Origin of the sequence: Streptomyces hainanensis, from assembly GCF_004348415.1 — a bacterium.
Lineage (GTDB): Bacteria > Actinomycetota > Actinomycetes > Streptomycetales > Streptomycetaceae > Streptomyces > Streptomyces hainanensis.
In genome coordinates this window covers 1-3,344 of record NZ_SMKI01000645.1, presented here as the reverse complement: position 1 = coordinate 3,344, position 3,344 = coordinate 1, and the positions used below count along the sequence as shown (strand labels likewise).

Genomic DNA, 3,344 nt, shown 5'->3' with positions numbered 1-3,344 from the left:
GTCAAGCCCCGCCGGGTCGGCGGTCGGCCAGGCCGGTTCGTGGGGGGCGGGGGCCTTCGAGCCGCTCAGGCCGGCAGGCCTGCTGGTGTTGCCGGTGGTGTTGTTCGCGTTGAGCCGGCAGTCGCAGGTGCTGGTCGAACGATTCCTCGCCTCCTCGCTGCCGTCCGGGGCCATCTCCTACCTCAACTACGCCCAGAAGGTGGCCCAACTGCCGATGGTGCTGGCCATGATGATCTGCACCGTCACCCTCCCCATGGTCGCCGGCGCCGTGGCCCGCGGCGAGTTGGAGCGGGCCAGGCTGCGCGTCGAGCGGGATCTCGTCGCGGCCGCCGTGGTCGTGCTGACCGGCGGCGCCTTCGTCGTCGCCCACGCCCCGCAGATCATCGAACTCCTCTTCCAGCGCGGCGCGTTCGACGCCGAGGCCACCGCCGCCACCGCCACCGTGATGCGGGTCTACGCCGTCGGGCTGCTCGGCCACACCCTCGTCGGCGCGCTGGTCAGGCCGTTCTTCTCGGCCGCCAGGCCCACCTGGTTCCCGCTCGCCGCCATGGCCCTCGGCCTGCTCGTCACCGTGCTCGCCGGCCTCGCCCTCACGCCCCGCTGGGGCGCGGCCGGCATCGCCGCCGCCAACGCCTTCGGCATCACCGTCACCGCCTCGCTGCTGCTGCGCGGCCTCGCCACCCGCACCCTCCCCGTGGACCCACGCCGCGTCCTCGCCCGCGTCGGCCGCCTCGCCCTGGCCGCGGCCGCCGCCACCGCCGTCGGCTGGTCCTTCGCGGACGCGCTGGCGCTGCCCGCGCCGGCCACCGTCGCGCTCGGCGCGCTCCTCGTCCCCACCGTCCTCGCCGCCGCGGCGCACGCGCTGCGGGTGCCGGAGACCCGCGAACTCCTCAGCCACGCCCGTACCCGTCTCCCCCTCCCGTCCGCTCTCCCCGGAAGGCAGCGCAACCGTGCCCCATGACGCCAAAGCCTCCGCCCCGCTGTGGCTCTTCATGTACCACTCCATCGCCTACACCAGCCCCGACCCTTACCACATCACCGTCACCCCCGACCGCCTGTACCAGCAGCTCGGCTGGCTGCGCCGCCGGGGGCTGCGCGGCGTCTCGGTGGGCGAACTGCTGCGCGCCCGCGAGGCCGGCCGCGGCGACCGCATGGTCGGGCTCACCTTCGACGACGGCTACAAGGACTTCCTCGACTACGCCGTCCCGCTGCTCCGCGGCCACGGCTGCACCGCCACCGTCTTCGCGCTCCCCGGCCGCCTGCACGGCAGCAACGCCTGGGACGCGGACGGCCCGCGCAAGCGGCTGCTGAACGCCGACGGCATCCGGGCCGCCGCCGCGGCCGGCATGGAGATCGGCTCGCACGGCCTCCGCCACCTCGCGCTGACCAGCCTGGACGACACGGCCCTCGACCGCGAGATCACCCACAGCCGCGACCTGCTGCGCGAGATCACCGGCCGTTCGGTGCCCGGCTTCTGCTACCCCTACGGCGCCGTGGACACCCGGGTCGCCGACGCCGTGCGGGGAGCCGGCTACGCCTACGCCTGCGCCGTCAAGCCGGGCTCGCTGACCGGCCGTTACGCGCTGCCGCGGATCCATGTCGGCGAGTCGGACGGCCCGCTGCGGATGCGCCTCAAGCGGCGGCTGCACCCGCTGCGACGCCGCGCCGTCCGGCTCGAGGCACCGCCGGCCGGAGCGGTGGCCCGTTGAAACGCGCGCTGCACATCATCACCGGGCTCGGGGTCGGCGGCGCCGAGCGGCAGCTGCGGTCGCTGCTGCGGCGGCTGCCGTTGGCCTGCGACGTGGTCACCCTCACCAACGCAGGACCGGTCGCCGCCGAGCTGCGGGCCGACGGCGTGGCCGTCACCGACCTGGGGATGACCGGCAACCGCGACCCGGGTGTCGTCCCCCGGCTGGCGCGGCTGATCAGGGACGGCCACTACGACCTGGTGCACACCCACCTCTACCGGGCCTGCGTGTACGGCCGGGTCGCCGCCCGGCTGGCCGGCGTGCGGACCGTCGTCGCCACCGAGCACTCGCTCGGCGCCCACCACATCGAGGGCCGGCGGCTGACCCTCGGCGCCCGGGCGCTCTACCTGTCCAGCGAGCGTCTCGGCGTGGCGACGGTCGCGGTCTCCGCCACCGTCGCCCGTCGGCTGCGCGCCTGGGGGGTGCCGGCGCGCCGGATCCACGTGGTGCCCAACGGCATCGAGCCGGCCAGCTTCGCCTTCGACGGCGCGGCGCGGCGGGCCGTCCGGGCCGGGCTCGGGCTGCCGGACGGCGCCGTGGTGGTCGGCGGGGTCGGCAGGCTGGTCCCGGGCAAGGGCTACGACAAACTGCTCCGCGCGCTCGCCGAACTGCCGGACGACGTGTGGCTGGTGCTGGCCGGCGAGGGACCCGAGCGCGCCAGGCTCCGCGCGCTCGCGGCCCGGCTCGGGGTGGCCGGGCGGGTGGTGCTGGCCGGTGAGTGGGCGGACGTGCCGGGGCTGCTGTCGGCCCTGGACGTCTTCGTCTCGCCGTCCACGGAGGAGACGTTCGGGCTCGCCGTGCTGGAGGCGCTGGCGGCCGGGCTGCCGGTGCTGCACGTCACCTGCCCCGCCGTGGACGAGCTGCCCCGCCAGGAGGCGCCCGGCGCGCGGCGCGTCGACCCCACGGTGCCCGACCTGACCAGGGCGCTCCGCGCCGAACTCGCGCTCGGCGTGCGACGGCTGCCGGTGCCGGAGGCGGTGCGGCGCTACGACATCGACCGGGCGGTGGCACGGCTGATGACCGTCTACGAGGAGGTGCGACGGTGATGCGGTCGCTCACATGGCCGACGTCCCTGAGACCGCGCCGGTGGTGGAGGCCGCACAGCTGGCTGAGGCCGTTTCGGGCGCTGGGGGCGCTGGGGGCGCTGTCCTGGCGGGGCCTGGTGCGGTGGTGGCCGGTGACGCTGGGCACGCTCCTCGGGGCGCTGCTCGGCGCGGGGTACGGGCTGCTGAACGACCGGGAGTACGCGTCGAGCGGTTACGTGGTGGTGCGGGCGGTGGGGGACACCGACCCGGCGGTGGCGCTCGGCTTCGCGCAGTCCTTCGGGCGGATGGCGACCGGCGACGCGGTGCTCGACGCGGCGCGGCGGGAGGCCGGCCTCTCGGTGGCCGACCTGCGCGGCCGGGTCCGGGCGGCGACGTCCCCCGACGCGCCGGTGATCGAGATCACCGGCCGGGCGGCGCGCGCCGGGGACGCGGCCCGGGCCGCCAACGCCGTGTCGCGGGCGCTGATCGACGTGGCGGCGGAGGCGGCGGCGGAGACGTCGGCCGAGCTGACCGAGCTGACCGAGCTGACCCCGGCCCTGTCTCTTATACA

The 3,344-nt window shown here is 76.1% G+C and carries 3 protein-coding genes and 1 pseudogene; all 4 read left to right on the top strand.

Features of this window, described 5'->3' with window-relative positions; genetic code table 11:
- A partial coding sequence (locus E1283_RS34060) for a lipid II flippase MurJ (RefSeq protein ID WP_207930642.1) occupies positions 1 to 961 on the top strand: 961 nt, incomplete at its 5' end.
- A 31-nt stretch (positions 962 to 992) separates the two neighbouring features.
- A complete protein-coding gene (locus E1283_RS34055; RefSeq protein WP_132822034.1) occupies positions 993 to 1,709 on the top strand; it encodes a polysaccharide deacetylase family protein in 717 nt (238 codons plus the stop codon).
- Positions 1,706 to 2,794: a glycosyltransferase gene (locus E1283_RS34050; protein ID WP_132822033.1), complete on the top strand. Its 1,089-nt coding sequence runs from the start codon at positions 1,706 to 1,708 to the stop codon at positions 2,792 to 2,794. Before E1283_RS34055 ends, E1283_RS34050 begins: the two co-directional genes overlap by 4 nt.
- Positions 2,795 to 2,925: 131 nt before the next feature.
- Positions 2,926 to 3,344 (top strand): annotated as a pseudogene (locus E1283_RS34045) (lipopolysaccharide biosynthesis protein); the annotation flags it as partial.